General features: G+C 70.7%; 23 protein-coding genes. 1 reads left to right on the top strand and 22 read right to left on the bottom strand.

What is annotated here, in order from left to right; translation table 11 throughout:
* Positions 1-2 precede the first annotated feature (2 nt).
* From EIW28_RS09140 to EIW28_RS09055, 18 genes are all read right to left on the bottom strand, one after another.
* The gene (locus tag EIW28_RS09140; protein WP_125247375.1) at positions 3-815 is read right to left on the bottom strand and encodes an ABC transporter permease; all 813 of its coding nucleotides are present in this window, start codon (positions 813-815) and stop codon (positions 3-5) included.
* A complete protein-coding gene (locus EIW28_RS09135) occupies positions 808-1,605 on the bottom strand; it encodes an ABC transporter permease (protein WP_125247374.1) in 798 nt (265 codons plus the stop codon). The genes EIW28_RS09140 and EIW28_RS09135 overlap by 8 nt, the downstream gene beginning before the upstream one ends.
* On the bottom strand, positions 1,602-2,600 hold the full coding sequence (locus tag EIW28_RS09130) for an ABC transporter ATP-binding protein (RefSeq protein ID WP_125247373.1): 999 nt from the start codon (positions 2,598-2,600) through the stop codon (positions 1,602-1,604). The genes EIW28_RS09135 and EIW28_RS09130 overlap by 4 nt, the downstream gene beginning before the upstream one ends.
* A gap of 51 nt (positions 2,601-2,651) precedes the next feature.
* The gene (locus EIW28_RS09125; protein ID WP_125247372.1) at positions 2,652-3,605 is read right to left on the bottom strand and encodes an MFS transporter permease; all 954 of its coding nucleotides are present in this window, start codon (positions 3,603-3,605) and stop codon (positions 2,652-2,654) included.
* Positions 3,602-4,069: a hypothetical protein gene (locus EIW28_RS09120; RefSeq protein WP_125247371.1), complete on the bottom strand. Its 468-nt coding sequence runs from the start codon at positions 4,067-4,069 to the stop codon at positions 3,602-3,604. The genes EIW28_RS09125 and EIW28_RS09120 overlap by 4 nt, the downstream gene beginning before the upstream one ends.
* Before the next feature lie 43 nt (positions 4,070-4,112).
* A complete protein-coding gene (locus tag EIW28_RS09115) occupies positions 4,113-5,030 on the bottom strand; it encodes an MFS transporter permease (RefSeq protein WP_125247370.1) in 918 nt (305 codons plus the stop codon).
* Positions 5,027-5,491: a hypothetical protein gene (locus EIW28_RS09110; protein WP_125247369.1), complete on the bottom strand. Its 465-nt coding sequence runs from the start codon at positions 5,489-5,491 to the stop codon at positions 5,027-5,029. Before EIW28_RS09110 ends, EIW28_RS09115 begins: the two co-directional genes overlap by 4 nt.
* Positions 5,492-5,524: 33 nt before the next feature.
* Entirely contained in the window at positions 5,525-5,923 is a 399-nt protein-coding gene (locus EIW28_RS09105) for a thiol-disulfide oxidoreductase DCC family protein (protein WP_125247368.1), read from the bottom strand.
* Between the two features lie 11 nt (positions 5,924-5,934).
* On the bottom strand, positions 5,935-6,753 hold the full coding sequence (locus tag EIW28_RS09100) for a shikimate dehydrogenase (protein ID WP_125247367.1): 819 nt from the start codon (positions 6,751-6,753) through the stop codon (positions 5,935-5,937).
* Positions 6,750-7,931 carry an endolytic transglycosylase MltG gene (locus tag EIW28_RS09095; RefSeq protein ID WP_158630341.1) on the bottom strand — a complete coding sequence of 394 codons (1,182 nt, stop codon included), beginning with the start codon at positions 7,929-7,931 and terminating at the stop codon, positions 6,750-6,752. The genes EIW28_RS09100 and EIW28_RS09095 overlap by 4 nt, the downstream gene beginning before the upstream one ends.
* Before the next feature lie 95 nt (positions 7,932-8,026).
* The gene (gene ruvX / locus EIW28_RS09090) at positions 8,027-8,506 is read right to left on the bottom strand and encodes a Holliday junction resolvase RuvX (protein WP_125247365.1); all 480 of its coding nucleotides are present in this window, start codon (positions 8,504-8,506) and stop codon (positions 8,027-8,029) included.
* Positions 8,507-11,188, bottom strand: a complete 2,682-nt coding sequence (alaS, locus tag EIW28_RS09085) for an alanine--tRNA ligase (RefSeq protein ID WP_125247364.1) — start codon at positions 11,186-11,188, stop codon at positions 8,507-8,509.
* A 29-nt stretch (positions 11,189-11,217) separates the two neighbouring features.
* A complete protein-coding gene (locus tag EIW28_RS09080; RefSeq protein ID WP_187350589.1) occupies positions 11,218-11,508 on the bottom strand; it encodes a DUF6167 family protein in 291 nt (96 codons plus the stop codon).
* Positions 11,509-11,579: 71 nt separating this feature from the next.
* Positions 11,580-12,053 (bottom strand): DUF948 domain-containing protein, encoded by a 474-nt coding sequence (locus EIW28_RS09075; protein WP_158630340.1) that lies wholly within the window; start codon positions 12,051-12,053, stop codon positions 11,580-11,582.
* 170 nt (positions 12,054-12,223) lie between these two features.
* The gene (locus EIW28_RS09070) at positions 12,224-12,790 is read right to left on the bottom strand and encodes a hypothetical protein (RefSeq protein WP_125247362.1); all 567 of its coding nucleotides are present in this window, start codon (positions 12,788-12,790) and stop codon (positions 12,224-12,226) included.
* Entirely contained in the window at positions 12,780-14,162 is a 1,383-nt protein-coding gene (locus tag EIW28_RS09065; RefSeq protein ID WP_125247584.1) for a replication-associated recombination protein A, read from the bottom strand. Before EIW28_RS09065 ends, EIW28_RS09070 begins: the two co-directional genes overlap by 11 nt.
* A 131-nt stretch (positions 14,163-14,293) precedes the next feature.
* Positions 14,294-15,145 (bottom strand): hypothetical protein, encoded by an 852-nt coding sequence (locus EIW28_RS09060; RefSeq protein WP_125247361.1) that lies wholly within the window; start codon positions 15,143-15,145, stop codon positions 14,294-14,296.
* A gap of 97 nt (positions 15,146-15,242) precedes the next feature.
* Positions 15,243-17,450, bottom strand: coding sequence for an immunoglobulin-like domain-containing protein (locus tag EIW28_RS09055; protein WP_158630339.1), 2,208 nt, complete (start codon positions 17,448-17,450; stop codon positions 15,243-15,245).
* A gap of 253 nt (positions 17,451-17,703) precedes the next feature.
* Here EIW28_RS09055 and EIW28_RS09050 point away from each other — a divergent pair, with 253 nt between their 5' ends.
* On the top strand, positions 17,704-18,765 hold the full coding sequence (locus EIW28_RS09050; protein WP_232013861.1) for a PQQ-dependent sugar dehydrogenase: 1,062 nt from the start codon (positions 17,704-17,706) through the stop codon (positions 18,763-18,765).
* A gap of 48 nt (positions 18,766-18,813) precedes the next feature.
* Here EIW28_RS09050 and EIW28_RS09045 read toward each other — a convergent pair whose 3' ends face one another.
* The 4 genes from EIW28_RS09045 to EIW28_RS09030 all read right to left on the bottom strand — a co-directional run bounded on the left by EIW28_RS09045 (position 18,814) and on the right by EIW28_RS09030 (position 23,604).
* Positions 18,814-20,199 carry a serine/threonine-protein kinase gene (locus tag EIW28_RS09045; protein WP_125247359.1) on the bottom strand — a complete coding sequence of 462 codons (1,386 nt, stop codon included), beginning with the start codon at positions 20,197-20,199 and terminating at the stop codon, positions 18,814-18,816.
* Between the two features lie 176 nt (positions 20,200-20,375).
* Complete coding sequence (gene aspS / locus EIW28_RS09040) at positions 20,376-22,163, bottom strand: aspartate--tRNA ligase (protein WP_125247358.1); 1,788 nt, start codon at positions 22,161-22,163, stop codon at positions 20,376-20,378.
* A 295-nt stretch (positions 22,164-22,458) separates the two neighbouring features.
* Positions 22,459-22,935: an SAV_6107 family HEPN domain-containing protein gene (locus EIW28_RS09035; RefSeq protein WP_197717162.1), complete on the bottom strand. Its 477-nt coding sequence runs from the start codon at positions 22,933-22,935 to the stop codon at positions 22,459-22,461.
* Positions 22,936-23,223: 288 nt separating this feature from the next.
* The gene (locus EIW28_RS09030) at positions 23,224-23,604 is read right to left on the bottom strand and encodes a tetratricopeptide repeat protein (RefSeq protein ID WP_125247357.1); all 381 of its coding nucleotides are present in this window, start codon (positions 23,602-23,604) and stop codon (positions 23,224-23,226) included.
* Positions 23,605-23,613: the final 9 nt, after the last annotated feature.

Genomic DNA, 23,613 nt, shown 5'->3' with positions numbered 1-23,613 from the left:
TGTCAGTGTCCAGACGAGTCGTAGGAGCGCAGGCCGAGGCGGTAGACGCCGAGCGCGGCGAGGACCGACGCGACGGCGGCCAGGGGCGTCCCGATCAGCCACCAGGGGCCGAGGTGGCCGGTGAGGACCGCGACGGGCACGAAGTTGACGAACGCGACCGGGAGCACGAACATGGTCACGATCTTCACGGCGGCCGGGAACAGCGCGAGCGGCAGTGTCATCGCGTTGTGCTGGAGGTCGAGCATCACGAACGCGAAGATCGAGTTGTTGCCCTTGATCCAGAAGGTCACCGCGCACAGCATCGTGATGAGCGCGCACTCGATGACGACCGCGCACGCCACGCCGAGGAGGCCCGCGGGGACCGCGGCGAGGCCCAGGCCCGCCCCGATCCACCCGTAGACGACCATGACGAGCCCGAACGCGGTCTCGCCGAAGCCCTGCATGCCGATGTGCGAGGTCGCGACCTGCACGACGACAGGCGCGGGGCGGGTGATGCGGTAGTCGATCTCGCCCTTGAGGACGTACGTGCCGGTGCTCCAGATGCCGTCGCACAGCAGCGCGGTCGAGCCAGCGGCGACGGTGAGGAGCCCGGAGAGCATGAGCATCTCGTGGTAGCGCCAGCCGGCGACGTCGGGGACGGCGGCGAACAGGACGGTGAGGAACGCGAACTGGAGGACGTTCCACATGACGCCCGCCGAGGCCATGACCCAGAAGTCGGCCGGGTACTCGGTGATCGCGCGGATCTGGGCCAGCAGCGAGCGGCCGTAGACGCCGCCCACGTGGCGCGCCGTCAGGGCGCGGGTCGGGTCAGCCACCGTGCACCGTCACCTTCTTGACCGCGTGGTTGAAGACGAGGCGCGCGCCGAACCAGAGGCCCGCGGCCCAGGCGGCCTCGGCCGCGAGGAGCCCGAGGGCGCCGGCGGTGTCGACGTGCCCGAGGTAGATCGCCGACGGCGTGGTCGTGAAGTGCGGGAACGGCAGGGCCCAGGCGACGGCCTGGAGCCAGGAGGGCATGAACGCCAAGGGGATCATCATTCCTGAGAAGAACGCGAGGAGGGCCTCGCGCAGCCACATGACGCCGAGGTACCGCTTGGTCCAGAAGCACACCAGGACCGTCAGGTACGTGATGCCGAAGGCGAGCGGGAACACCAGGACGAGGCTCGCGGCGGTGAGGACCCCGGCCGTCGCGGAGGCGGGGCCGGGCGGGTCGAACAGGAGCCAGGCCCCGGCGACGCCGACGGCGACCGTGGGGATCGTCGAGCACATCGAGCCGACGAACTCGGCGGCGCGGGCCCGCTGGAAGTCCACCGGCTTGGTCAGGTCGACGGCGACGTGGCCGTCGAGGATGCGGTCGGCGATCTGCCAGTCGGCCGCGCCGAAGACCATGGTCGCGGTGATGAACCCGATGATGACGTAGGCGCGCATGGCGTCCCAGTCGTAGCCCGAGAGCGCGCCGCCGGAGAGGAGTTCGCGCCACATCGCCATCGAGACGAGCATGGCGCCGCCGCCGAGGACCAGGCCCACCAGCCACTGGGTCTTGTAGGCCAGGCGGCGCTTGAACGCGATCACCGCGAACGCGCGGTCGACCGCAAGGGCACTGCTCACTTGGTGAGTTCTCCTGCGTAGAGGCGGCGGATGACGTCCTCGATGGACGGTTCCGAGAGGGACAGGTCGCGGGGGGCGAGCTGGGAGGTGAGGCCGCCGAGGACTTCGGCGGTGGTGAAGCGGTTCGACTCGTACGTGACGACCACTTCACTGGGCGACTCGCCCGCGGCCCACTCGTAGTCGGGGAACTTCCCGGCCAGCGCGGGCACGTCGGCGGGGCCCTCGAGGATGAGGTGCACGGCCTTGGTGGTGATGTAGTGGGCCTTGAGCTGCTGGATCGGGCCGTCGTAGGCGATGGCGCCCTTGTCGATGACGACGATGCGCTCGCAGACCTCCTCGATGTCGGCGAGGTCGTGGCTGGTGAGCAGGAGCGTGGTGCCGTCGTCGACGAGTTCGCGCAGGAACGCGCGGAGGCGGTCCTTCACGGAGATGTCGAGGCCGATGGTGGGCTCGTCGAGGTAGACCATCTTGGGGGCGTGGATGAGCGCGCAGGCGAGGTCGGCGCGCATCCGCTGGCCCAGGGACAGGGTGCGGGCGAGCGCGGGCATGAACTCGCCGAGGTCGAGCAGCTCGTCGAACTTGGCGATGCGGGCCTGGTAGTCGGCGTCGGAGACGCCGTACATGTGCTTGAGGAGCTTCAGGGACTCCTCGACGGGGAGGTCCCACCACAGCTGGGTGCGCTGGCCGAAGAGCACGCCGATGTCGTGGGCGTTGGCGATCCGCTCGGTGTGCGGGTCGCGGCCCATCACCCGGACGGTGCCCTCGGAGGGGCGCAGGATGCCGGTGAGGAGCTTGACGGTGGTGGACTTGCCCGCGCCGTTGGGCCCGACGTAGGCCACCGACTCGCCCGGTTCGATCGAGAGGTCGATGCCGTCGACCGCGGTGTAGTTCTTGTACTTGCGCTGGACCAGGTGCTTGACGGCGCCCTTGAACCCGGAGGCCTTGTCGGGCCTGCGGAAGGTCTTGGTGAGGGAGCGGGCTTCGAGAATCGGCATCTCTCCACCGTAGGAAAATTCGGCCCCTCCGCTCAAGCGCGTTTCCGCGGCCTAGGACGCGGGCTCGGCCTCCGGGGCGGTCTCGGCGGGCCGCCGCGGGGCGGGAATGCGCTTGCGGGCCTTGAGTTTCTCCCGGATCAGGCGGGGCGCCCGGGGCAGATTGCGAATCAGGTCACGTGGACGGACGCGCTCCCAGGGGAGGAAGCAGGCCATCGCGACCAGATGGGGCAGGAAGCTGATCTCCACGGCGAGGAACACCGTCAGGTGGAAGCAGTAGAAGAACGCCACGATGCCGTATTTGAGGCGCTTGGCCGCGACGAACATGACGACGGGGCTCAGGAGCTCGAAGCCGACCATGCCCCACTGGGAGAGCCGCAGCAGCCACGGGTAGTCGAGCAGCCAGGTGGAGAACTCGGTGCCGCGGCGGATGATCGCCCACGTCATGGTCGCGGAGTTGACCCACTCCCAGCCGCCGTAGCGGATCTTGGCCCAGGCCGCGAAGAAGTAGGTGCAGACGACGCCGATCTGGACCAGGTTGAAGCCCCAGCCGACGTGCTCGGACAGGTGCGTCCGGTCGCCCCACTTCGCCTTCGGCATGGTCGGCAGGAGGAACAGGAGCAGGAGGAACGCGAACTTGCCGTGGTCGACCTTCCCGTAGGACATCGCGATGATCATCCACTCGAAGTACGCGGCCGCCACGATCCAGCCGAACAGGCGGGCGCGGTAGCCGAACATCATCGGGGTGGCGGCGGCGAGGAGGACGACGAGGGTGCCGACGACGATCCAGTAGTTCGGGACCGGGAAGACCGGCAGGACGCGGGCGATGAACAGCGGCTGGTAGAGCTCGCCGGGGACGTGGCGGTGGCCGAGGATCCACGGCATGTACCACCACCAGTCGACCCAGATGAACGCGCCGGCGAGGAACCGCATCGCGGCCACGCGCCCGAGGGCGACGGGCTGGAAGAACCAGCCGGTGGCCTTCCGCGCCAAGGGGAGCGGCGTCATGCGTCCTCCTCCCGGGTCCAGGTGGCCTCGACGACCTCGACGACCTCGCCGGTCTGGTAGCCGTCCTCGAGCCGGTAGCGGCGCTCGACGATCTCGACGGTGACGATCTCGGGCTTGTCCGGGTTCGTGTTCTCGTACGCCTCGGCGATGTATTGGAGCAGGGACGGGTCCTCGATGAAGCGGCTCTTCTGGCCTTCGAGCTCGGCCCGGCGGAAGCCGGTGATGCGCTCGGTGAGCGAGAAGCGCTCGCCCTCCTCGTTCACGGCCTCGACGCGGGTCGAGCCGGCCCAGCCGTCGAGCTCCTTCGAGAACGAGTACATCTTGAACGGCGCGAACGGGAAGTAGTCGTCGCCGCCCCAGAAGGTGGTGGCGGTGACGAGCGCGAGCACGACCATGGTGATCGAGACGCGCACCGCCCGGCCCGCCGGCCGGACTCGGGAGAGGTGGGGTTCGTCCACTGACACGGCAAGAGTATGGCACGGGCCCGCCAGCGCGGGCCGCGGCGCGTCAGGGGCCGGACTCGAACTGGGGTTCGGGTTCGCGCTCGGTCGGCGCGGCGCGGCGCGCGGCGGCGCGGGCCCGGAGCCGGCGGACGGTCGCGCGCGGGTCGAGGCGCTCGAGCGGCAGGAAGCAGGCCATGGCGACCAGGTGCGGCAGGAAGCTGATGCCGAGCGCGGCGAAGACCGCGACGTGGAAGCAGTACAGGAACGCGATGAGCGCGTACTGGAGCCGCTTCCAGCGGTAGACGAGCAGCACGATCGGGGTGAGGAGCTCGAAGGCGATCATGCCCCACTGGGCGAGGTGCAGCAGCCAGGGGAAGTCGAGCATCCAGTTCGAGAACACGGTGCCGCGGCGGATGATCGCCCACGTGAAGACGCCCGAGTTCGCCCAGTCGAAGCCGCCGTAGCGGAACTTGGCCCACGCGGACAGGAAGTAGGTGCAGACGACGCCGATCTGGACGAGCTTGAAGCCCCAGCCGACGCGTTCGGACAGGTGCTCGCGGTCGCCCCACCGCGCGCCGGCGGGCATCATGCACAGCACCAGGAGCAGGGTCATGAACCCGAAGCTGGCGTGGTCGACCTTGCCGTACGAGTTGGCGATGATCATCCACTCGAAGTAGGCGGCGAAGAGGATCCAGCCGAACAGCCGGGGCCGGTAGCCGAACATCATCGGGGTGGCGGCGGCGAGCATGACGACGAGGGTGCCGGTGACGATCCAGTAGTTGGGGGCGGGGAGCGGCAGGACGCGGCCGATGAAGAGGGGCTGGTAGAGCTCCTCGGGGACGAACCGGTGCCGGAAGATGAAGGGCATGTACGCCCACCACTCGATCCAGACGTAGAGCCCGGCGAGGAAGCGCATCGCGGCGACCCGGCCCAGCGGCACGGGTTCGAAGAAGAAGCCGTTCACGGCGCTGCGGACGCTCACGCGGTCCCCTCCTCGGTCCACACGGCGACGATCTCCTCGGTCTCCTCGCCGGTGCGCGCGCCGTCGACGAGCTCGTAGCGCCTGATGACGATCTCGGCCCCGACGATCTCGGGGTCGTCGGGGTGCGCGGCCTCGTACGCCTCGGCGATGTGCGCGAGCAGGCCGGGGTCCTCGCGGAAGCGGGGCAGCTGGCCTTCGAGTTCGGCGCGGCGGAAGCCGGTGTCGGTGTCGCTGATGGCGATCCGCTCGCCCTCGGCGTCGATGAGGATGACGCCGGTGCTCTTGACCCAGCCGTCCGGGTCCGTGGCGCGCGAGTACATCTTGAAGGGCGCGAACGGGAAGAAGTCGTCCTCGCCCCACACGGAGGTGGCCATGAGCGCGAGGACCATGGCGAGGGCCGCCGCGACGCGGACGGCCCTGCCGGTGCGGCTCAAGGGGGGTTCGGTGCGCTCAGCGGGCATCGGCAGAGTATGGCATACCGGTGCGTAAGGCGCTCACTGCTGCCCGCGGAGCCGGTCGCGCTCGGCCTGCGGGAGCGAGCAGGCGGCGGTGCCGCCGGGCAGGCGGTGGCGGTTGCGGGCGACCCAGCGGTAGACGGGCCAGGCGAGGAAGGAGACGGGCTTGAGCGAGAGGCCCCAGCCGATCGGGCGCCAGTACCACTGGGCGCGGCGCAGGAGCACCGCGATCGCGTCGGGCCCGGCGCGGCGGAAGTCGGCCTCGATCCACAGGACGGCCTCCTCGGCCTCCTCCTGGGTCACGCCCATCGCGTCGAGGTCGGCCCACTGCCAGGGCGTGACCTTCGCGGTGGTGCGGATGCGCTTCTCGATGAAGTTCGCGCACGTCGTGCAGAACGCGCAGTCGCCGTCGTAGATGAAGAAGTGCTCGTCGTGCATGCTCGGGTCCTTCACTCGGTCCGGGACGGGACCGCGTCGTAGAGGGCGCGGCGCATCGCCGCGACCGGGGCGTCCGCGACGCCGGTGAACTGCGTCCACTGCCGCACGGCCTGGGCGAGCAGGAGCGCCAGCCCGTCGAGGACGCGCACGCCGCTCGCCTCCGCGGCCGCGGCGAGCGGGGTCGGCCACGGGTCGTAGAGGATGTCGAACAGGACCGCGTCGGCCGACCAGTCCAGGCGCAGGCCGTCGGTGACGCCCTTCGGGACGGTGGCGACGACCAGGTCGGCGCGCCCGGCGCGCGCCGCGTCCTCCCAGTCGGCGGCGTGCAGGCGCAGGCCGAGGCGGGAGGCGACCGGTTCGAGGTCGCGGATCGCCTCGCGGCGGCGGGCGTACACGGTGACGGCGGCGGCGCCGAGCTGCCGGGCGGCGGCGAGCGCGGCGCGCGCGGACCCGCCGGCGCCGAGGACGGCGACGTGCTCGGCCTCCTTCATGCCGGCCTCGGCGAGCGCGTCGACGATCCCGGGGGCGTCGGTGTTGTCCGCGAGGCGGCGCCCGCCGCGCAGCACGAGCGTGTTGGCCGCGCCGATCGCCTCGGCGACCGGGGTGGCCTCCGCGGCGACGTCGAGCGCGACCTCCTTGAGCGGCATGGTGAGCGAGAGCCCGGCCCAGGTCGCGTCGAGCCCGTCGACGAACGCGGCGAGCCCGGACTCGTCGCACTCGTGGCGCGTGTACGTCCAGTCGCCGAGCCCCGCCGCGGCGAAGCCGGCGTTGTGGATGACCGGCGAGAGCGAGTGCGCGATGGGCTTGCCGAGGACCGCGGCCTTCATCATTGGATGCCGTTCTCCTCGGCGACCTCGATGTTGTCCTGGTGCTCCTCGTACGTCTCGGCGAACAGCGCCGAGCCGTCGTCGTAGGCGGTCACGAAGAACAGCCAGTCGCCCGCCTCGGGGCTCACGGCGGACTCGAGGGCGGCCGCGCCGGGGTTCGAGATCGCGCTCGGCAGGTAGCCGGCGTGCTCGGGCGCGGACGGGGACCACGGGTTGTCGGGGTCGCGCATGACCGAGCCCCAGTCGATGTCCTCGCCGGAGGTGATGGCGTCCTCGCCGTTGAGCAGGCGGCCGTAGTTCCAGATCGCCTCCGACTCGAAGCAGTTGCAGTTGGTCTGCTCGTGGTCGTACGGGTTCAGGTACATCTTGTTGTACATGACCTGGGCGATCTTCGGGTCGTCGGAGGCGATGCCGGACTCGGACTGGACGATGGACGCGATCTGGAGCGCCATCCACGGGTAGATCTCGAACTCGCCGTTCGTCGGCGGGTAGAACGTCTGGTTCTCCATGGCGCCCGGGTCGTAGTCGGGGTCGGGGTCCTCGATCGAGGCGAGCTTCTCCATGAACCCGATCTCGGCGATCGTCTCGTTGAAGCGCGTGACCATCGCCTCGAGCATCTCGGCGGCGGTCCAGGTCTCGTCGAACTCGTACGCGGAGGGGAACAGGAAGCCCTCGACGGACTTGACCTGCCGGTCGGAGAAGCCCTCGAACCAGACCGGGTCGACGCCGAGCGCCTCGGGGTCCTGGGCGGCGGCCTCGAAGTCGGCGACGGGCACACCCGTGTACTCCGAGAGGATCTCGTAGATCTCGAAGGACCGCTTGCCTTCGGGAATGACGACGTGGTCGAGCGTCAGGTTCGCCGGGTCGGTCATGAACTCGAGCGCCGCGGCGGCCGACATCTCCTCCTCCATCGCGTAGGAGCCCGGCTGGATCGTGGTGCCGGAGTCGCCGTCGTCCTCGGAGGCGTTCAGGAACGCCTTCGCGGAGGCGATCACGCCCTGCTCGTAGAGGTGGTCGGCGATGTCGGACACGAGCCAGCCCTGCTCGACGGTGACGACGACCTGGTTGCCGTTGCCGTCGCCGGTGAAGTCCTCGGCGACGAAGTAGTCCTTGACGATGTTGTTGTATGCCCACCAGCCGCCGACACCGATGACGCCGAACAGGGCGACGACCAGGGTCATGGCGATCAGTGACTTGCCGGAGTCCTTGCGCCGGTGGCTCCGGGGAGCCGCCGCGCGATCGTCCTCGGTCCTGAAGTCGCCGAGCATCCTGTCCTCTACCTCCGCCGCCGGTCCAACCATTGCTGGAGGATCTCCACCGCGGCCGCCTGGTCGACGATGGAGCGCTTCCGCTTGCCGCGCACCCCGCCCTCGTTCAGGCGGCGGGTGGCGACGGCGGTGGTCATGCGCTCGTCGGTCAGGGTCACCGGCGTTGGCGAGACGTGGTCGGCGAACCGCTGCACCCAGGCTCGGGTGTGGGCGGCTGCCGGCCCCTCCTCACCCGAAAGAGTAACGGGTAGGCCGACGACGATTTCGACCACATCGTATTCCCGGGCCGTTTCGGCGATTTCTTGAATATCGGCCGGAATGTGCTCACCAGCGGTTTTGAGGTCGCGACGAACGGTCGCGACCGGAGTGGCGAGGAGCCCGTCGGGGTCGCACACGGCGACGCCGATGCGGGCCTTCCCGAGGTCGATGCCGAGACGGCGGCCCCGCACCCACTCGTCGGGTGCGGGGCCGTCAGGTGCGTCTTCCATCTACTCGCCGATGGCGCGGACGACCGCGTCGAGCAGCTGCGGGGCCTGGTCGGCCGCGACGCCGCCGCCCTGCGCGATGTCGTCGTTGCCGCCGCCCTTGCCGGACAGCGCGGCCTTGACGAGGGCCGCCGCCGACACGTGCTGCGCCTTCGCGGCCGCGTTCGCCGCGACGACGATGCTGGCCTTGCCGCCCGCGGTCGCCACGACCGCGGCCACGCCCGGCTCGGCGTCGCCGAGGGCGTCGCGGATCTTCAGCGCGAGGTCGCGGACGTCGCCGCCCTTGGTGCCCTCGGGCGCCTGGACCGCGGCGACCTTGACGGCGCCGACCTGCTTCGCGTTCTGCGCGAACTCGGCCGCGCGGCCGGAGACGAGCTTCGCCTGGAGGCCGGCGAGCTCGCGCTCGGCGTCCTTGGAGCGCTGGAGGATCGCGCGGACCCGCTCGAGGACGTCGCCGCGCTGGGCCCCGATCTCCTCGGCGATCTGCGAGACGAGGTCGCGCTCGCGGGCCAGGTAGCGGTACGCCTCCATGCCCGTGGCGGCCTCGACGCGGCGCTGGCCCGAGCCGACCGAGGACTCCCCGGTGAGGACGAGCGGGCCGATCTGGGCCGAGTGCGACACGTGCGTGCCACCGCAGAGCTCGCGCGACCAGGGGCCGCCGATCTCGACGACGCGCACGGTCTCGTCGTAGGTCTCGCCGAACAGCGCCACCGCGCCGAAGTCCTTGGCCTCCGGGAGCGACATGTACTTGACCGAGACGGGCAGGTCGTCGCGGACGGCCTTGTTCGAGACCTCCTCGATCTCGCTCTTCGTCTCGTCGGAGAGCTTCGAGCGCCACGAGAAGTCCAGGCGCAGGTAGCCGGGCCGGTTGAACGAACCGGACTGGAGCGCGGTCGGGCCGAGCACCTCGCGCAGGGCCGCGTGCACCACGTGGGTGCCCGAGTGCGCCTGGCGGGCGCCGAGGCGCCACTCGGCGTCGACGGTCGCCTGCACCTTGTCGTCGAGCGCGAGCTCGCCCTCGAGGATGCGGACCTGGTGGACGACGAGCTTCTTGACCGGGCGCTGCACGTCCACGACCTCGGCGAAGAGGCTCGGGCCGACGATCTTGCCGGCGTCGGCGTGCTGGCCGCCGGACTCGGCGTAGAACGGGGTCCGGTCGAGCACGACCTCGCAGACCATGCCGGCCTTCGCGACCGGGATCGGCTGCCCCTGCGAGAGGAGCCCGATGACGCGGGACTCGGTCTCGAGGGTCTCGTACGCCTTCCAGTCGGTGGGGCCCTGCTCCTGGAGGAGCTGCCAGTACGCGGACAGGTCCGCGTGCCCGGTCTTGCGCGCCGCCGCGTCGGCCTTCGCGCGCCGCCGCTGCTCGGCCATGAGCTGGCGGAAGCCCTCCTGGTCGACCGAGAGGCCCTGCTCCTCGGCCATCTCCAGGGTCAGGTCGATCGGGAAGCCGTACGTGTCGTGCAGCTCGAACGCCTTGGACCCGGACAGGGTCTTCCCGCCCTCGGTCTTGGTCTCGGCGACCGCGGTGTCGAGGATCGTGGTGCCGTGCTTGAGGGTCTTGAGGAACGCCTCCTCCTCGCCGTACGCGTAGGAGGCGATGCGCTCGAAGTCCTTCGCGAGCTCGGGGTAGGACGGGCTCATGCAGTCGCGGGCGACCGGCAGCAGCTCCGGGAGCGCGGGCTTGTCGTAGCCGAGCAGGCGCACGGCGCGGATCGCGCGGCGCATGATGCGGCGCAGCACGTAGCCGCGGCCCTCGTTGGAGGGCACGACGCCGTCGCCGATGAGCATGAGCGCCGAGCGCACGTGGTCGGCGATGACGCGGAAGCGCACGTCGTCGGGGTGCGACTCGGAGGCGGTCCGCGAGGAGGAGACGCCGTAGCGCTTCCCGGTCAGCTCGGACGCCTTGTCGATGAGCGGGCGGACCTGGTCGATCTCGTACATGTTGTCGACGCCCTGGAGCAGGGCGGCCATGCGCTCCATGCCCATGCCGGTGTCGATGTTCTTCTTCGGCAGGTCGCCGAGGATCTCGTAGCCCTCCTTGGCGGGGCCCTCGCCGCGGATGTTCTGCATGAACACGAGGTTCCAGAACTCCAGGTAGCGGTCCTCGTCGACCTCGGGGCCGCCCTCGGGGCCGTAGTCGGGCCCGCGGTCGTAGTACAGCTCCGAGCAGGGGCCGCACGGGCCGGGGATGCCCATGGACCACATGTTGTCGGCCTGGCCGCGGCGCACGATGCGGTCGAGCGGGAGCCCGATCTGCTTGTGCCAGATGTCGATCGCCTCGTCGTCGTCGAGGTAGACCGTGGCCCAGATGCGGTCGCCGTCCAGTCCGAGGCCGCCGGACTCGACCGAGCCGGTGGTCAGGTCCCAGGCGTAGCGGATCGCCTGCTCCTTGAAGTAGTCGCCGAAGGAGAAGTTGCCGTTCATCTGGAAGAACGTGCCGTGGCGCGAGGTCTTGCCGACCTCGTCGATGTCGGGCGTGCGGATGCACTTCTGCACCGACGTGGCGGTGCTCCAGTCGGGTGTCGCCTGACCCAGGAAGTAGGGCACGAACGGGACCATGCCGGCCGGCACGAACAGCAGGTTCGGGTCCTCGATCGCCGGCAGCGGTGCGCTGGGGACCACCGTATGGCCGTTGGACTCGAAGAACTTCAGAAATCGGCGTTGGATTTCAGCGGTCTCCATGGGGCACCTCCTTCAAGGTCTCGCGACTGCTAGAACAACCGGCCCGGGGCGCGGTCGTCGTCTTCTTCGGCTTCGGTGAGGAGCGGCGAGATGTCCTCGCCGCGCTCGATCGCCTCGTACAGCTCGGCCTCCTTGGCGGCCTTGGCCTCGGAGACGTCCGCCCAGAACGACTTGAGCGATTCCCTCATTCCAGCACCGGCGTCGCCGATGCGCTCGGCGACCCCGCCGGGAGTGACCGACTCGGCCGCCTTGGTGAGCTTGCGGACCACGACGACGCCGACCACGACGCCGATGCCTACCCAGATCATCCGCTTGAGCACGGGGACCCCTCAATCCGTTTTCGGAGCATTGTCTCTGGTGCGCGGGCGGAGCGCTCCGCCGCGCGGGTGCGCTACTTCGCGGCGCGGCGGCGGGCCTTGGCGGCCCGCTTGGCCTCGCGCTTGGTCTGGCGGGACGCCTCGACCATGCGCCGGACCTGGTCCTCGTCGTAGTCCTGGCTGCGCTTCTTGACGGCGGTGCGCAGGCCGAAGCCGAACGCGGCGGCCTTGACCAGCGGCGAGCCGACGGCCGAGACGACGAGGCTGGTGATGTTGGCGACGTTGGAGGAGACGTGCGCGGCGTTGTGGGTGATCGCGCCGACCTTCTCGAGCTCGCCCTCGACCTGGACGAGCGAGGCGTTCACGTTGTCGAGCGTCGTGTTCGCGTTCCGCAGGATCGGGCCGATCTCGTGGTCGACCTTGTCGAGCACGCTGTTGACGCGGGCGACCGTGCCGTCGAGCTTCCGGATGAGGCCCACCGCGAGCATGAGGCTGAAGATGAAGAACGCGACCGCGATGATCAGCAGCGCGACTTCCCAGAGGCTCACGTTCGTAAACTCCACTGCCAACGTCTCGCCTGGCACAGCTCTTCCCCCTTGCTGAAGCATTGACCGACCGGTGCGGCTGTTGATTGGTCCCGGTTCGCGCGTAGAAGCGACGCAGCCCCGACCTTACCTTGCGGGATCGGACATCCGACGCAACGGGGCGCGGCCCGGCCTCAACCCGCCTCCGCGGCGGTGCGGCGGTCCTCCGCGAGGCGCGGGAGCGCGGCCTGGGAGGCGACGACGGCGGTGACCTCCGAGCCGACGCACAGCTCATAGCGGTCGCCGCACTCGACGGGGACGATCCACAGTTCGAGGTAGAGCTCGTCGCGCACGTAGCAGCCCTCCTCGCCGACGCCGCCGACGCAGACGGCCGGGTCGGCCGGGGTCCAGCCGGCGTCGAGCACGGCCTTCCAGTACACCGCGGAGGTGTCCTCGACGGTGCCCTCGGACTCCCAGGTGCGCATCCGGACCCGGCACTCCCCCAGGCACCAGCGGCTGCCGTAGGTCTCGTCGGCGACGCTGACGGCGGCCCAGGCCGGGACGGTCAGCTCGTCGGCGGCCCGGCGCGTCGGGTCGACGGTCACCGCGCGGCCCAGGAACAGGACCGCGGCGACGAGGAGCGCGGCCGAGACGACGACGGCGACGACGCCCATGCGCAGCCGCTCGATGCGGGCGCCGGTGCCTTCGAGGGCGTGGGCGAGCCGGTCGGAGGTGGGGCGCGGCGGGCGGTCAGTCGCCATCGGCGCCCTCGCGCGCGTCGCCGCTGCGCACGATGCGGCGCAGCTTCTCCAGGCGCGGCCCGATCTCGGCCTCCAGGCCGTGCCGGGTCGGGCGGTAGTAGTCGCGGCCGGCGACGACGTCGGGCGCGTACCGCTGCGGGACGACGCCGCGCGGGTCGCCGTGCGGGTAGACGTAGGCGGCGCCGTGGCCGAGCGCGCCCGCGCCCTTGTAGTGGGCGTCGCGCAGGTCGGGCGGGACGGGGCCGATCCTGCCTTGGCGCACGTCCTTGATCGCCTCGTCGATCGCGGTGATGACCGCGTTCGACTTCGGCGCGGTCGCGAGGTGGGCGACGGCCTGCGCGAGGTTGATACGGGCCTCGGGCATGCCGATGCGCTCGACGGCGGTCGCGGCGGCGGTGGCGGTCTGGAGCGCGGTCGGGTCGGCCATGCCGACGTCCTCGGAGGCGAAGATGACGAGGCGGCGGGCGATGAAGCGGGGGTCCTCTCCGGCGACGACCATGCGCGCGAGGTAGTGCATGGCCGCGTCCACGTCGGAGCCGCGCAGGCTCTTGATGAACGCGGAGGCGACGTCGTAGTGGCCGTCGCCGTCGCGGTCGTAGCGGACCGCGGCGGTGTCGATGGCGGCCTCGACGACGGCGACGGTGATGCGGCGGTCCTCGCCGGCGGAGAGCGCGGCGGCCTCCAGGGCGGTGAGGGCCTTGCGGGCGTCGCCGGCGGCGGTGCGCACGAGGTGCTCGCGGGCCTCGGGTTCGAGGACGACCCCGCCGTTCAGGCCGCGCTCGTCGGCGACGGCGCGGTCGACGAGCTCGCCGACGTCGGTGGCGTCGAGTTCGCGCAGGGTCAGGAGCACGCAGCGGCTGACGAGGGGCGCGACGACGGAGAAGTAGGGGTTCTCGGTGGTGGCGGCCAGGAGCGTGATGGTGCGGTCCTCGACGGCGCCGAGCAGGGAGTCCTGCTGGGTCTTGGTGAAGCGGTGGACCTCGTCGATGAACAGGATCGTCTGCGGGCCGCCGGTGCGGCGCACGCGGCGGGCCTCGTCGATCGCGGCGCGCACGTCCTTGACGCCGGAGTTCAGCGCGGACATGGCGCGGAAGCGGCGGTCGCCGGACTGGGCGACGAGGTGCGCGATCGTGGTCTTGCCGGAGCCGGGCGGGCCCCAGAGGATGACCGAGAGCGGCTGGCGGCCCTCCACGACCTGCCGCAGCGGCGAGCCGGCGCCGAGCAGGTGGTCCTGGCCCACGAGCTCGTCGAGGGTCCGCGGGCGCATGCGCACGGCCAGCGGCTCGTCCCCCGTCGCCGCGCCGGTGCCGAGGATGCCCGACGGCTGCGGTTCGGGCGGCTGCGCGATTTCGAACAAACCTGGTGCGTCCATCTCGCCTTCAGCGTAAGCCATGGGGCCGACGGGGACGCAGAAGTGCTTCGCGGCGCGACCGGTTCCGCACATGGCGGGGGCCGCCGCACCGGCCGGTGCGGCGGCCCCGTGTCGCGGACGGGCCTGGCGCCTTAGAAGCCCGAGCCCATGAACTCCTCGAAGGGGACGAGGTTGTCGGAGTCGGGGGCGGCGATGTCGTAGGAGCCGCCGATCTCGACGACCTCGCTGGTCATCTCCATGGTCATGCCGTCGGTCTCGGGCAGGGTCATGGCCGTCGACTTGAGCAGGCCCTCGTCGTCGAGGACCACGGTGACCTCGATGGACTCCAGGGCGGCGGTGTCCTCGGCGGCCATGCCCTCGGTGAAGGCGGCGAGCGCCTCGGAGTCGGCGGCGAGGGTGCCGGTGTAGGTGTTCGGGCCGGTCTCCTCGACGTTCTCGAGGCTGGCGAGCATCGTCTCGGTCTGGGAGGCGAGGTCCATGCCGCCGAGCTGGGAGTACACCTCGCCCATGTCGCCTTCGGTGATGTCGACGGTGAACCAGGCGTCGGCGCCGTACTCGTCGGCCATGCCGTCGAACATGCCGCCGGTGATCTGGAGGTAGGCGGTGTCGCCGATGACGACGGTCTCCATGTGCATGTCGGCGAAGAGGCCGGCCATGGACGGGTCGAGCTCCTCGCCGGAGGCCTCGGCCATGGCGCTCATGAAGACGTCGCCGGAGGCCTGGGCGTTCTCGCCGTCGACCGTGGTGGTCATGGCGACGAACTCGGTGCCGTTGAGGGTCATGGTCGACTCCATCTTGTAGGAGTCGTCCGAGAGGCCCTGGAAGGCGGCGGCGACGGCCTCCTGCGGGGTCAGGGCGGCCACTTCGTTGTCGCCGGCGCCGCCGGCGGTGTCGTTCGTGCCGTCGCCGCAGGCGGCGAGGCCGAGTCCGAAGGCGGCCGCGGCCACGGCGCCGGTGACGCGGAGGGAGGTGCGGGAGTGCATGGGTGTGCTCCTGGGATCGGGGGTTGCTGCGTTCCGGTTCCGAGCATAAGGGACGGCCGCCAGATGGTGGGTCCGGCGGCCGCCCCTCGTCCAGTCGCTACCAGGCCGTTTGCAGCCGTTCGTATTCGGCGGCAGTGACCGGGATGACGGTGCCGTGGCGCGGACTGGCCGGCAGGTCGTACTCGGCGACCGGCGTCCACTCGCCGGAGGCGAGGTCGGTGGTCGCGAACGGGAGGTAGCCGCGGCCGCCGAACTCGTCAATGAAGAGGTACCACTTGTCCTCGGTGTTGGACTTGAAGACGAGCGGCCCCTCGCCGGCGCTCATCGCGCCCGAGCCGATGCAGTCGGCGAGGAACGCCCACTCGGCGTCGGGGGCGAGGGAGGACGCGGTCTCGGCGAGGATGAACTTGCCGCACGGCGTGGAGGACGTGTTCGAGCGCTCGTCCTTGGTGAAGCGGTAGTAGGTGCCGTCGTCCTCGATCATGGTGGAGTCGATCGTGGAGTAGCCCTGGTCGACCCAGACCCGCGCCTCGGAGAAGTGCACGAAGTCGCGGGTGGTCGCGTACATCATGCGGTGGTAGAAGCCCTCGGAGTGGTCGTCGGTGGCGAACAGGGGCGAGGCCCAGAAGACGACGTACGCCTGCTGCTCGGGGTCCCAGTACGCCTCGGGGGCCCAGGTGGCGCCGGCGTTCTCGGGCGAGACCTGGACGAGGCGGCCCTCGCTCCAGTCCACGAGGTCGTCGGACTCCCAGACCATGATGGACAGGCTGCCGTGGCGCTGCGCGCGGTTCCAGTCGCCGTTGCCGTTGATCTTGAGGTCGGTGGCGATGAGGAAGAAGCGGTCGCCTTCGGGCGAGCGGATGAGGAACGGGTCGCGGACGCCCTGCTCGCCCTGGTCGGAGGTGAGGATCGGCTGGGCGGCGCCGTTGGCGTCGCGGTTCAGTTCGGTGAAGGCGAGCGGGTCGTCGCCGTCGCTGAGGGCGGCGTAGACCTGCTCGCCGGTGGGGGTGCCCTCGCCGGTGAAGTAGGTGAAGAGGTAGCCGGTGTACGCGGCCGGGGCGGGCAGCGGCGGGACGGTCGCGGTGAAGGTGAGCTTCTCCTTCTCGCGGCCGCGCTGGACGGTGGCGGTGAGCTTGACCTTCTGGGTGCGGCCGCCGGGTTCGGCGCGGTTCACGATGCCGTCGGTCGCGATGACGCCCGGCTTGTTGGACTTCCAGGTGATGGTGGAGCCGTTGGCGCCCTCGGTGGGCAGGTGGATGGAGGAGCGCACGTCGTCGAGGTTCGGGATGAGGAGAGCGGCGGCGTCGAGGGCGACCGCCTCGTCGTCGTCGTACTCGGCGAGGACGGTGGCGGTGAAGTCGCGCTGCTGCCGCACGGTCCCGAGGATCACGGTTGCCGTGAGCGTGATGGTCGCGTCGTCGGCGTCCATCGCCGGGCGGGTGACGGTGCCGTCGGCGCCGACGACCGCGGGATCGCTTGAGGCCCAGGTGATCCGGGAGCCGTTCGCGCCCTGGTCGGGGAGGTCGAGGTCGGCGGTGACGGCGCTCGTGTCGCCGAGGTCGATCGCGGCGGCGTCCTCGGCGGCCTTCTCGGCGCTGAGGTGGGCGGCGAGGCCGCCGATGTCGGCGGCGGCCAGCGCGCCGTCGTAGATGCGGAAGTCGGCGAAGCGGCCGTGGAGGTGGCGGTCGCCGGAGTAGAGGGAGCGGCCGAGGTGGTTGGCGGTCGTGGCGCCGCCGCCGATGTCGCCGGGGGTGATGGTGACGGCCTCGTTGCGGGCGACCTCCTGGCCGTTGAGGTAGAGGACCGCGGTGCCGTCGGCGAGGGTGTACGCGAGGTGGTTCCAGGTGCCGCGGGCGAGGTCGGCGCCGGAGTTGGTGTCCTGCTCGCAGGTCCAGTGGCAGGTGGAGATCGCGGTGCGGTAGCCGTTACCGGTGGTGAAGAGGTAGCCGTCGCCCCAGCTGCCGCTGGAGTTGCCGAGCCCGTAGATGAAGTACGGGCCGGCCTGGTCGGGCTCGATGTAGACCTCGGCGGTCACGGTGATCGCGTCGAGGCCGGCGAGGAGGTCGTCGGGGAGGTCGACGTAGTCGTCGACGCCGTCGAGGGCGAGGCCGTCGGCGGTCCAGGAGCCGCCGGTGAGGACGCCGTCGTGGCCGTTGCCGGAGGAGTCGGCGACGACGGACCCGGCGGTCTCGTCGAACTCGTACCAGAGGAGGGGCGCGTCGGCGGTCGCGGCGACCGCGGGAACGGCGGGAACCGCGACCGCGACCGCGGCGACGAGGGTTCCCAAGAGGCGTTGAGACGTCACTGTCCAACCAATCTCGCTCGACCGATCGCACAGGTGGAGCACTGAGTGATCGGTAACCAAACCAGGGTCGGGAAAGCGTACCTCAAAAATCCACATCATTGAACATTCGAATATCACGAATTCCGCTCGATATCGGGGGATCCCAGTCCTGGACATCGCGCCCGAATCGTGCTTACGATGCAATTACATCGAAATGCCTCAATATCATGATTTCTCCGCTTCCGTTCCGGCACACGAGAGACAAGGAGCATCCATGAGACGCAAGATGGCCGCGTTCGGCGCGGCCGCCGCAGGGCTGGCGCTGGCGCTCGGCACCGCTACCGCGGCCGCGCAGGAGGACCCCGCGCAGACCCCGCGGTTCGACTTCGCGGCCGGCGAGACGGTCGCCTCCGGCCTCACGATCCCGTGGGGGCTGGCGTTCCTGCCCGACGGGATCTCGGCGCTCGTCGCCGAGCGCAACTCCGGCGAGGTGCTGCGCATCGGCACCGACGCCGACCCGGTGGTGCTGGGGACCCTCGACGTCGTCAGGGGCACGAGCTCGTTCGACGAGCGCGGGCTCCTGGGCCTCGCCGTCTCCCCCACGTTCCAGACCGACGGCTGGGTCTACGCCTATGTGTCCACTGCGGAGGACAACCGGGTGGTGCGGTTCACGCTCGACTCGTTCGAGCCCGAGCCGGTCGTCACCGGCATCCCGGTCGCGCTGAACCACAACGGCGGCCGCCTGGCGTTCGGCCCGGACGGCAAGCTGTACATCACGACCGGGGACGCGAACGACACCGCGAACGCGCAGGACCTCGACAGCCTGGGCGGGAAGATCCTGCGGGTGAACCCGGACGGCAGCGTGCCCGAGGACAACCCGTTCGCGGGCTCCCCCGTGTACACCTGGGGCAACCGCAACGTGCAGGGCCTGTCGTGGGACGACAGCGGCGACCTGTACTTCTCCGAGCTCGGCCAGAACACCTGGGACGAGCTGAACTTCGGCGTCGCGGGCGGCAACTACGGCTGGCCGGAGGTCGAGGGCTCCGGCGGGGCACCGGAGTTCGTGGACCCGCTGGTCACCTGGACGACCGCGGAGGCGTCGCCTTCGGGCGCGGAGGTCGTGGGCGACACCGCGTACGTCGCGGCCCTGCGCGGCCAGCGCCTGTGGACGGTCCCGCTCGCCGACGGCGAGGCGGGCGAACCGGTCGCGGTGCTCGTCTCCGAGATCGGCCGCATCCGCACCGTCGAACTCGGACCGGACGGTCACCTGTGGGTGACCACGTCGAACGGGAACGGCCAGGACCGGGTGATGAGGTATCCGCCGGTCCAAGGCTAGGAACGCGAGTGCGGCCCGCGGATTCGATCCGCGGGCCGCACCCATGCGTCAGGCTCCGCCCTCTTCGCCGCCGCCACCGCCACCGCCCTCAGAGGGAGTCGCTGAGTCCGAGGGCTCTGGGCTCTCAGATGAGTCAGTCGGGGAGGGCTCTCCGGTGTCGGACGGCTCGCCGGTGTCAGTCGGCTCGCCGGTATCGGTCGGCTCCTCTGAGGTGGGCGCCTCGGAGGTCTCCTCCTCTGTGGTGGGGTCCCAGTCCTCGTCGGTCTCCTCTTCGGTGGTCGGCGCTTCCGACGTGGGCTCCTCGGACTGGACGACCGACTCGGTGGGGCTCGGCGTCTGGTTGTCCTCGATGTTGGCGCGGTCGTTGTTCGCGTCGATCCACCAGAGCAGGCCGCCGAGGAGCAGCAGCGCCAGCACGATCGCGGCGATGGTGAGCCAGAGGGCCGTGCGGTTCTTCTCCTGCTCCTGCGCCATCTGGCCCGTGGGCTGGGCGGCGGTGTCGCCGCCGGCCCCGGCGGGGATGCCCGCGCCGATGAGGGCGGTCTGGTCGGAGCCGAAGTACTGGGTCTGCTGGCCGTCGGCGGGGGTCGCGAGCGGGATACTGCCGGTGACGACGCGGCCTTCGCGGGCGGAGCGGGCCATGTCGGCGGCCGAGGCGTAGCGGGCGCGCGGGTCCTTCTGGAGGGACTGGAGGACGACCTGGGCGACGCCGGCGGGGATCTCGCGGGACAGCGGCGGCGGAGCCTGCGTCATGTGGCCGTTCATGACCGCGACCGGCGTGTCCGAGACGAACGGCGGGCGGCCCATGAGGGCCTCGTACGCGACGATGCCGAGCGAGTAGAGGTCGCTCGCGCCGGTCAGTTCGGCGCCGTTGAGCTGCTCGGGCGAGGCGTACGCGAGCGTTCCCATGACGGTCCCGGTCTCGGTGAGGCCGGAGGCGCCGCGGGCCGCGGAGATGCCGAAGTCGACGATCTTCGTCGCGCCGGTCTCCTCGTCCACCAGGAGGTTCGCGGGCTTGATGTCGCGGTGGATGATGTCGTGGCGGTGGGCGGTCTCGAGGGCGTCGGCCGCGGTGGCGACGATCTGCATGACCTCGGCGGGCGGGAGCGGGCCGCGGTCCTTGAGGATCTCGGCGAGGGAGCGGCCCGGCACGAGCTCCATGACCAGGTAGGAGATGAGGCCCTCGTCGCCGTCCTCCTCGCCGTAGTCGTAGAGGGCGACGATCCCGGGCGACTGGAGCGCGGCGACGGCGCGGGCCTCGAGCTGGAAGCGGGCGCGGAACTTGTCGCTGTTGGAGAGTCCGGCGTGCAGGACCTTGATCGCGACCGTGCGGCCGAGCCGGGTGTCGGTGCCCTTCCAGACCTCCCCCATGCCGCCCGCGGCCAGCCGTTCGTCCAGTCGGTAGCGATCCGCCACCGAGGTCCCGCTCTGCACGTCGAACCCGCTCCTCTTACTCCTGCGTCGGCCGGATGTTACATATACCAGCCCTGGCCGAGCCGCGGCCGCCACCCGCGGACTCCTGCCGTTCGGAAGATGCTGAGGGGCAGCCGGGCACTCGAAAGAGCGACGGCCCGAGCATGGCTCGGGCCGCGCACTACGCCATCGTAGGGCTAGGAGGCAACGGGGTCGGTACCCGCTTCCGGTTCCGGTACGAAGTCGATGCCGGCCTCGGCGCGCTGCTCGGGCGTGATCGGCGTCGGGGCCGAGGTCAGCGGGTCGACGCCGCCGCCGGCCTTCGGGAACGCGATCACGTCGCGGATCGAGTCGGACTTGGCCAGCAGCATGCAGACGCGGTCCCAGCCGAGGGCGATGCCGCCGTGCGGCGGGGCGCCGTACTTGAGGCCGTCGAGGAGGAAGCCGAACTTCTCCTGGGCGTCCTCGTGGGTCAGGCCGAGCACGTCGAAGACGCGGCTCTGGACCTTGGCGTCGTGGATACGGATGGACCCGCCGCCGAGCTCGTTGCCGTTGAGCACGATGTCGTACGCGTAGGTGAGCGCGTTGCCGGGGTCGGTCTCGAACTTGTCGACCCACTCCGGGTTCGGCGAGGTGAACGGGTGGTGGATCGCGGTCCAGCCGCCGTCGTCGGTGGGCTCGAACATCGGGGCGTCGACGACCCAGCAGAACGCCCACGCGTCGGGGTCGATGAGGCCCACGCGCCGGCCGACCTCGAGGCGGGCGGCGCCGAGCAGCTCCTGGGCCTCGCGGCGGTCGGCCGAGGCGGCGAAGAAGACCGCGTCGCCGGCCTTGGCGCCGACGGCGTCGGCGAGCCCGGCGAGGTGCTCCTCGGACAGGTTCTTGGCGACGGGGCCCTTCGGCTCGCCGGTCTCGGCGTTGAAGGTGATGTAGGCGAGGCCCTTGGCGCCGCGCGCCTTGGCCCAGTCCTGCCAGCCGTCGAGCTCCTTGCGGGTCTGGGCGGCGCCGCCGGGCATGACGACCGCGCCGACGTACCCGCCGGCCTCGATTGCGCCGGCGAAGACGCGGAACTCGGTGCCGCGCAGGTAGTCGGTGAGTTCGACGAGCTCCTGGCCGAAGCGCAGGTCGGGCTTGTCGGAGCCGTAGCGGTCCATGGCGTCGTGCCACTGGAGGCGCGGGATCGGCAGCGGGACCTCGTAGTCGGCGAGCTCGGCCCAGAGGGCGGCGACGATGCGCTCGCCCAGGTCGATGATGTCGTCCTGGTCGACGAAGGAGGCCTCGATGTCGAGCTGCGTGAACTCGGGCTGGCGGTCGGCGCGGAAGTCCTCGTCGCGGTAGCAGCGCGCGATCTGGAAGTACTTCTCGAAGCCGCCGACCATGAGCAGCTGCTTGAACAGCTGCGGGGACTGCGGCAGCGCGTACCAGGTGCCGGGCTGGAGGCGCACGGGCACGAGGAAGTCGCGGGCGCCCTCGGGGGTGGAGCGGGTGAGCGTCGGGGTCTCGATCTCGACGTAGCCGTCCTCGACGAGGAGGTTGCGCGCGATGTGGTTGGCCTTGGAGCGCAGGCGGATCGCGTGGCTGGGGCCGGTGCGGCGCAGGTCGAGGTAGCGGTGGCGCAGGCGCACGTCCTCGGAGACGTCGACGTGGTCGTCGATCTGGAACGGCAGCGGCGCGGCCTCGGAGAGCACGTCGAGGTGGGTCGCGTTGATCTCGATCTCGCCGGTCGGCAGGTCGGGGTTCTCGTTGCCTTCGGGGCGGCGCGCGACGGTGCCGGTGACGGAGACGCAGAACTCGTTGCGCAGCTCGTGGGCGGCCTTGGCGGCCTCCGAGTCGCGGAAGACGACCTGGACGACGCCCGAGGCGTCGCGCAGATCGACGAACTCCACCCCACCGTGATCGCGGCGACGCGCCACCCATCCGGCGAGGGTGACTTGCTGGTCGACGTCAGCGGCACTCAGCGTGCCGGCGAGGTGTGTCCGATACACGGCTCGAAAACTCCCTGGCTTGTTGAATCCAAGCCCGCGTCCTGTCAAGACGCGACCCTGGGGACAATCTGTCAAATGCTGGGCCTGAGGACAAGCTGTCGATCGGCCGAGCCAGGGACAATCGTATAACCGGCGTCGTCTATCAAGCGCGCGCGTATCTGCGGGCACGTCGGGGGTCACCCGGAGGAGCGGGCGGTCATCAGCGGGACCCGCCGCTCCTCGCCCGGTCGTTCAGCGCGAGGCGCGGTCCTGCGCCTTCTCTTCAGCGCGCAAGCGCGCTGCTGCGCCTCCCTCTTCAGCGCGCAAGCGCACTGAAGCCCAGGAGCCTGACGACGACGTCGAGGAAGCGCCGCGCGTCGGCGACGATCGAGTCGGCCTCCTCGGGCGTGACGATGTCGGGGATGCCGGCTTGGGCGAGGACGCGCTTGCGGGCGGTGCGGGCGAAGTGGGAGGCCCACTCCTCCAGCTCGGGCGCGACGTTGCGCAGGAGCTCCCAGGTGCTCGACGGGCGGCCGGGGCGGCGCCTGCCGGTGGCGTCTCCGGCGCGGACCGCGAGCACGGCGACGGCGACGCGCAGGGCGGCCATGTGGGCCTCCGCGTAGCGCTCGCCGGGGCGCACGCGCTCGGCGGCGTCGTCGAGGTCGGCGCGGGCCGTGGAGAGCAGTTGCAGCGGGGACCGGTTGGGAAGTTGGTCGGCGGGGATGCGCAGCCGGGAGTTGGAGACGGTGCCGGCCTGCACGAGTCGGGGCGAGCCGGTGCCGGCGGTCGACACGGTTGAAGCTGATCGGGTGGCTCCGGGTCGGGAAGCAGCCATGGTGGCCTCCTAAACCTGTTCGAACTTGCGTTCGAGAAATATGGAACCACAGGGGTACGACATTTCCAACCCCCAAGTTCGCGCAAAATCAGCGTTTCACTACCGACTGTCGCGCATCCGACAGCGGATGTGTTGCGCGGCAATGAGAAAGGGTCGCGAACCGACAGGTTCGCGACCCTTGGAATTCGCCTCCGCGCCACGCGGTGTTCGAAACTTCGGACGGCGGCTCCGCGACGTCGTCAAGGGCTACTCGGTGACTTCGTCCACCAGGCGCAGGTGGCCGCGGGCCTCCTCGGCGCGACCGAGGCGCTGGAGCGTGCGGCCGAGCAGCATGCGGGCGTAGAAGTCGGCCGGGTTGGCCTCGACCATCTTCTCGGTGAGCACGAGCGCCTTGTTCAGCTGCGCCGACTTGAAGTAGGCGCGGGCGGCCGCGAGCATCACGTCCGGGTGCTCGGGGTGGTCGCGGAGCAGCGGCTCCAGGAACTTCAGGGCCGCGTGCGGGTCCTTGCGGGCGAGCATCTCCTCGGCGTCGCGCAGGCGCTGGGTCTCCTCGGGGACCTGGCGCTCGCGCCCGGCGGAGTCGATGAAGGCGGCGATCTGGTCGTCGGTGATGTCGTCGTAGCGCATTGGATGCTC

It is taken from the genome of Glycomyces terrestris (assembly GCF_003933745.1).
GTDB classification, from domain to species: domain Bacteria; phylum Actinomycetota; class Actinomycetes; order Mycobacteriales; family Micromonosporaceae; genus Glycomyces; species Glycomyces terrestris.
This window is presented reverse-complemented; position numbering and strand designations above follow the sequence as displayed.